Annotated in this window: 6 protein-coding genes; all 6 read left to right on the plus strand. The window is 73.5% G+C overall.

The features are described from left to right. Positions 1 to 295 precede the first annotated feature (295 nt). The 6 genes from AB0399_RS28200 to AB0399_RS28225 are packed head-to-tail and all read left to right on the plus strand — an operon-like array spanning position 296 to position 5,855. Positions 296 to 1,918 carry an ATP-binding protein gene (locus AB0399_RS28200; protein WP_366413260.1) on the plus strand — a complete coding sequence of 541 codons (1,623 nt, stop codon included), beginning with the start codon at positions 296 to 298 and terminating at the stop codon, positions 1,916 to 1,918. Between the two features lie 2 nt (positions 1,919 to 1,920). Next, positions 1,921 to 2,355: a roadblock/LC7 domain-containing protein gene (locus AB0399_RS28205; protein WP_328469353.1), complete on the plus strand. Its 435-nt coding sequence runs from the start codon at positions 1,921 to 1,923 to the stop codon at positions 2,353 to 2,355. Then, positions 2,352 to 2,702 carry a DUF742 domain-containing protein gene (locus tag AB0399_RS28210; RefSeq protein WP_328469351.1) on the plus strand — a complete coding sequence of 117 codons (351 nt, stop codon included), beginning with the start codon at positions 2,352 to 2,354 and terminating at the stop codon, positions 2,700 to 2,702. Before AB0399_RS28205 ends, AB0399_RS28210 begins: the two co-directional genes overlap by 4 nt. Further along, complete coding sequence (locus AB0399_RS28215) at positions 2,680 to 3,354, plus strand: ATP/GTP-binding protein (RefSeq protein WP_329364692.1); 675 nt, start codon at positions 2,680 to 2,682, stop codon at positions 3,352 to 3,354. The genes AB0399_RS28210 and AB0399_RS28215 overlap by 23 nt, the downstream gene beginning before the upstream one ends. Further along, complete coding sequence (locus AB0399_RS28220) at positions 3,351 to 4,595, plus strand: cytochrome P450 (protein ID WP_329364694.1); 1,245 nt, start codon at positions 3,351 to 3,353, stop codon at positions 4,593 to 4,595. The genes AB0399_RS28215 and AB0399_RS28220 overlap by 4 nt, the downstream gene beginning before the upstream one ends. Positions 4,596 to 4,610: 15 nt before the next feature. Beyond that, positions 4,611 to 5,855, plus strand: coding sequence for a cytochrome P450 (locus tag AB0399_RS28225; RefSeq protein WP_366413261.1), 1,245 nt, complete (start codon positions 4,611 to 4,613; stop codon positions 5,853 to 5,855). Positions 5,856 to 6,000 lie beyond the last annotated feature (145 nt).

The raw sequence follows: 6,000 nt of genomic DNA on the forward strand, positions 1-6,000 counted from the left end.
GACCCGGCCCGGTGGCCGCGCCCCGCCCGGGGGCGGTTATCCGCGGACCCGCCGCCGTCATCGACCGTCAGCGTCTCCCGTGCCGCGGCCGGAAGGGTGTGCCTGGTCCGCGGTGCCCGGTGCGGAGCGTCGCAAGGCGGAGGATCGTCCTCGTACCGGGCGTACGCGGACGACTCCGACCACGCAGCGAGGTGCCGCGCCGGGCACCGCGAACCGGTGCACCTCTCCGGTCACGGCACCCGACACCGCCAACCCCGGACGGGCGTTGAGCCGCGTCCAGATTCCTGAGGATCTGATGACCACGTTGATACAGGAGGCGGCAGCTGCGCTGCTGTTGGCCCTCGCGCTGGCCGCCGGCGGTGCGGCTCTGCGGTTCCGCCGTATCGCCCGCACCCGGCAGCGGCAGGCCGAGCAGCAGCACGCACAAAGCCATGCCACGGTCCTGGCCGAGCGAGAACGGGTACGCCAGCACGCCGAGCAGCAAAGGGCGTTGGAGGACGCGCTGGGCTACCTGGCGTCGGCCGGCCTGGCCGAGGCCACCGCCGCGGCGCTGGAACCCGGCGAGAACCGCGAGGTCGAGTTCGTGCTGCCGCAGCCGCTGGCCGGCACCCTGGCGGCGCAGCGCATCGAGGAACTGGTCTCAAAGCACACCGCGTTGGTCCGGCAGACCCGGCGCGACGCGCAGGACGCCGCCGAGTTGCGGGTCGAGAAGGCCCACGAGGACGCCCGCGACGCCACCCGCGCGGCCGTACTGACCTTCGCCTCGGCCCTGGTGAGCCTCGGTGCCGAACTCGCCGAGGAGGTCAGCGTGGGCGTGCGCCGGCACCACGGCGACGACGCGTACGAGACGCTGATGGAGATCGACCACACCGCCCAGCAGATGCTGCGTATCGCCCAGGGCTACATGGTGCTGTCCGGCGGCACCCTCGGCCGCCGGCTGCCGGCCACCGAGTTCACCGACATCGCCCGGGCCGCGATGGGCCGCATCCAGAACTACGAGCGGGTGCGGGCGCAGGAGCTGGACCAGGCGGTGGTGCCGCGCGCGGTCGAGGCGCTGGTGCACACCCTGGCGATCCTGCTCGACAACGCCGTCCGCTACGCGCCGCCGACCTCCTACGCGGAGGTGTCCTTCCGTACCGGGCACAACGGCGTGACGGTGGTCGTGGACGACGCCGGGCTGCAGATGAGCACCGAACAGCTGGAGCGGGCCCGGGAGATCCTCAGCGGCAAGCAGTCGCTGGACATCCACGCGCTCGGCGCGTACCCGCAGACCGGCTTCCGGGTCGCGGCCCAGCTCTCGGCGCGCTACGGCTTCCGGATCGACCTCGAAGCGCCCAACCTGTTCGGCGGCACCCGGGCGCTGGTGTTCGTGCCCGCCGCGCTGCTGACCACGCTGCCGGCCGAGCAGCCGGCCGGCCACCGCGCGGGCCCCGGCGCCGACCAGCCGTACCTCCCGGCGCAGGGCCACCCGAACGGGCCGCAGCCGGGGCAGCCCGCGCAGTACGCGCAGAGCCCGCAGCCGGTGCAGGCCGCCCACGACCCGCAGCCGTACGCGGCGGGACCCTCGTACGGCTCCGACAGCCGTCACGACGGGTCGCTCGGCGCCCAACCGGCCACCACCGCGAGCGGGTTGACCCGGCGGCGGCGCCGGCCGCAGCCGGCACCCGCGCCCGCCGCACCCGCCGCGCCGGTGGCCGAGACCCGGCCGGGCCGGCCGGACATCGCCGCCGCGTGGGCCGACGGGTCCCGCCGCGGCCGGGCGCTGTCGGAGCAGGCATCTTCAGCGGCCTCCTCCTCGGCGGGGAGCCGGCCGGACCCGGACGAGGGTCCGCGGGAGGACCTGCCGGACCGCCCCTGGGGCACCGACCGGCAGGGCACGTCGGAGAACACGTCGGCCACTTCGAAGGGCGATTCCTGACCATGTTGAAAGCTCACGACGACAATGCGCTGGGGTGGCTGCTCGACGAGCACCTCGGCAATTGCCCGGGCGTGCGGTTCGCGGTCCACATGACATCAGACGGCCTGCTCAGCTCGTACACCAAGACCATCGACAAGGACACCGGCGACAAGCTCGCGGCCGTGACGGCTGCGCTGCGGGCGGCCGGGCTGGCCTGGGCCGAGGTCACCGGGCGGCGGGGTGAGCCCAACTCGGTGCGCCAGCACCTGATCGAGACCGACCAGTGGATCGGGCTGACCTCGGCCGCCGCGGAGAACTCGCTGCTGGCGGTCTGCGCCGAACTCGACAGCGACATCGGGCTGATCAGCGAGCGGATGAACGCGCTGGCCCAGCGGGTCGGCCACGAGCTGGTCAGCAGGGAGCGCCGACCCGTCGGCGAGGGCGGTCGAGCGAGGTGAGCGGCCCGCGGCGTGACCCGGATGTGGTCCGGCCCTACGTCCGCACCGGCGGGCGCAGCCGCCCCTCCCGCGACGTACGCCTGGAGTCCCTGGTGATCGCCGCGCCCGCCCCGGTGCAAGGACTGGAGCCGGACGCCCGCCGGGTGTTCCTGCTGTGCCGCGGCGGGGTGCTGGCGGTGGCGGAGATCGCCGCCGGGCTGGAGCTGCCGCCGTCGGTGGTCAGGATTCTGGTCTCCGGCCTGATCGACTCCGGCCACCTCGCGGCCCCGGTCCGGCGTACCCGCGCCGACGCGCCGTCCACCGACCTGCTGAAGGAAGTGCTGCATGGCCTCCGCTCCATCGCCTGACGCCGGCCTGTCCGAGATGACGGGCCCGTCCGGCGAGACCGCCCGTCCCGACGACGACTCCGCCGCCGAGCCGCTCGGCTTCGACTACCTCCCCTCCACCATCACCCGCTCGGCGAAGCTGCTGGTCACCGGGCCGTTCGGGGTCGGCAAGACCACCTTGGTGGGCACCGTCGCGCCGCTCGTGCTGCGGATGGACGAGCCCATGACCGAGGCGAGCGTCGGCGTCGACGACCTGCGCGGCACCCCGGAGAAGACCACCACCACCGTGGCCATGGACTTCGGCCGGCTGCACCTCAACGAGAGCCTGGTGCTCTACCTGTTCGGCACCCCCGGCCAGGTGCGGTTCAAGCCGCTGTGGGAGGGGCTGGCCGACGGCGCGCTCGGCGCGCTGGTGCTGGTCGACACCCGGGACCTGGACCGCTGCCACGACGTCCTGGACCTGCTGGAGGAGTACGACACCCCGTACGCCGTGGCGATAAACCGCTTCGACGACGGGATGGAGTACCCGCTGGAGGAGGTCCGCCAGGCCCTCGACCTGGACGACGCCACCCCGCTGACCACGTGCGACGCGCGGGACCGGCAGTCGTGCCTGGGCGCCCTGATCACGCTCGTCGAATTCCTGTCCACCCGCCAACTGGAGCCCCGCCCGTGACGTCCCCGCCCTATGCCGACCCCGCGCCCGCCACGCACGCGCCGGGCCGGCGCGTCCCGCTCTACACCGAGGAGTTCGCCGCCGACCCGCACGGCGCCTACGACCGGATGCGGGCGGAGTTCGGCCCGCTGGTGCCGGTGGACCTCTCGCCCGGTGTCCCCGCCACCCTCGTCATCGGCTACGCCCAGGCGCTGCGCATCCTCAACGACCCGCAGCGCTTCCCGGCCGACCCGCGGGTGTGGCAGCGCGACGTCCCCGACGACTGCCCGGTGAAGCCGATGATGGAGTGGCGGCCGAACGCGCTGCGCTCGGCCGGCGAGGAGCACCACCGCTACCGCGGGGCGAACACCGCGAGCCTGGACCAGGTCAACCAGCACCAGCTGCGGGCGACCGTGGAGCAGGTCGCCGCCGAGACCATCGGCCAGTTCAGCCCCACCGGCACGGCCGACCTGCTCACGCAGTACGCCTGGCCGATCGCCTTCCGCGTGCTCAACGAGATGCTGGGCTGCCCGCCGCAGATCGGCCAGCGGGTCGCCGACGGCATGGCCGCGATCTTCGAGGGCGTGGACGCCGCCGCCGGGAACGTGATGCTCGGCCAGGCGCTGCGCGACCTGACCACCAGCAAGCGCACCTCCCCCGGCGCGGACATCACCAGCTGGCTGATCGGCCACCACGCGGCGCTCACCGACGAGGAGATGGACCACCAGCTGGTCACCCTCTACGGCGCCGGCATCGAGCCGACCACCAACCTGATCACCAACACGCTGCGGCTGATGCTCACCGACGACCGGTTCTCCGGCAACCTGCACGCCGGCAGCCTGTCGGTACGCGACGCGCTGGACGAACTGCTCTTCACCGACCCGCCGATGGCATCGTACTGCGTGTCGTACCCGCCCCGGCCGATGGACGTCGACGGGGTGCGGCTGCCCGCGCACCAGCCGGTCGTCATCTGCATGTCCGCCGCGAACAACGACCCGTCGATCGGCGCCGCGCCCTCCCGCCGGGTCGGCAACCGCGCCCACCTGGCCTGGAGCAACGGCCCGCACGCCTGCCCGGCCAAGTCGCACGCCTACCTGATCGCCGAGACCGCCCTGGTCCACCTCGTCGACGCGCTGCCGGAGATGGATCTGGCCGTCCCCGCCGAGGAGTTGACCTGGCGGCCAGGACCGTGGCACCGCGCGCTCACCGCGCTGCCGGTCACCTTCCCGCCCGTCCCCGCCCCGCCCGCGCCCCAGAGCTGAACGGAGCACTCCGCCGTGTCCCTGCCCACCCCTCTCGTCCTGGACCCCACCGGCTCCGACCCGGACTCCGAGCACGAGAAGCTACGCTCCCAGGGCCCCGCCGCCCGCGTCGACATCCTCGGTGTGCCGGCCTGGGCCGTCACCGACCCGACCCTGCTCAAGCAGCTCCTGACCGGCCCCGACGTCTCCAAGGACGCCCGGCAGCACTGGCCGGCGTACGACCACGCGGTCGCGACCTGGCCGCTGGCGCTGTGGGTGTCGGTGCACAACATGTTCACCGCGTACGGCGGCGACCACCGCAGGCTGCGCCGGCTGGTGGCCCCCGCGTTCACCGCCCGCCGGATAGCCGCGCTCGGCGACCGGGTCGAGCAGATCGTCAGCACGCTGCTGGACCGGCTCGACGAGCTGTCCCACGACGCCCCGGACACCCCGGTCGACCTGCGCGAGCTGTTCGCCTACCCGATCCCGATCCAGGTGATCAGCCATCTGATGGGCCTGCCCGAGGAGCAGCAGGCGGACTTCCGTACCGTGGTGGACGGCGTCTTCTCCACCACCCTCACGCCCGATGAGGCGATGGCCAACACCGTTCGCCTGTACGGGGTGTTGGACGACCTGATCGCCGCCAAGCGGACCGCGCCCGGCGACGACATGACCTCCCTGCTGATCGCCGCGCGCGACGACGAGGGCGACGGCTCGGCGCTGTCCGAGACCGAACTGCGCGACACCCTGCTGCTGATGATCAGCGCCGGCTACGAGACCACGGTCAACCTCCTCGACCAGGCGATCTCCGCGCTGCTGACCCACCCCGACCAGCTCGCGCTGGTCCGGTCCGGGGACTCGGACTGGTCGTCGGTGGTGGAGGAGACGCTGCGGCTGGAACCGGCGGTGAAGAACCTGCCGATGCGCTTCGCGGTCCGCGACATCCCGCTGCCCGACGGTCAGATGATCGCCGCGGGCGAGGCGATCCTCGCCGCGTACGCCGCCGCGAACCGGCACCCCGACTGGCACGGCGACACGGCCGGGCAGTTCGACCTCACGCGCACCGCGCCCGGCCCCGAGCACCTCGCGTTCGGCCACGGCGTGCACTTCTGCCTGGGTGCCCCGCTGGCCCGGCTGGAGGCGGTGGTCGCGCTGAGCGCGTTCTTCACCCGCTTCCCCGACACCCGCCTGGCGACCCCCGCCGACACCCTCCCCCGGGTGCCCTCCCTGATCACCAACGGCCACCAGACCCTCCCGGTGGTCCTGCGCCCCACCGACTGACGCTAACCCACGACCCACCCGCGGCGGGGGGGGCCCCCCCCGGGGGGGCCGCCCCCGGCGCCCCCCCCCGGCCCGCGGGGGCGCCCCCCCGCCCCAACGACGCGGAAAAAGTTCACAGGGTGAAGGGGATTTGTGGCTAAAAAAA

This window comes from Streptomyces sp. NPDC088194, from assembly GCF_040702025.1.
In the GTDB taxonomy this organism is placed as follows: Bacteria; Actinomycetota; Actinomycetes; order Streptomycetales; family Streptomycetaceae; genus Actinacidiphila.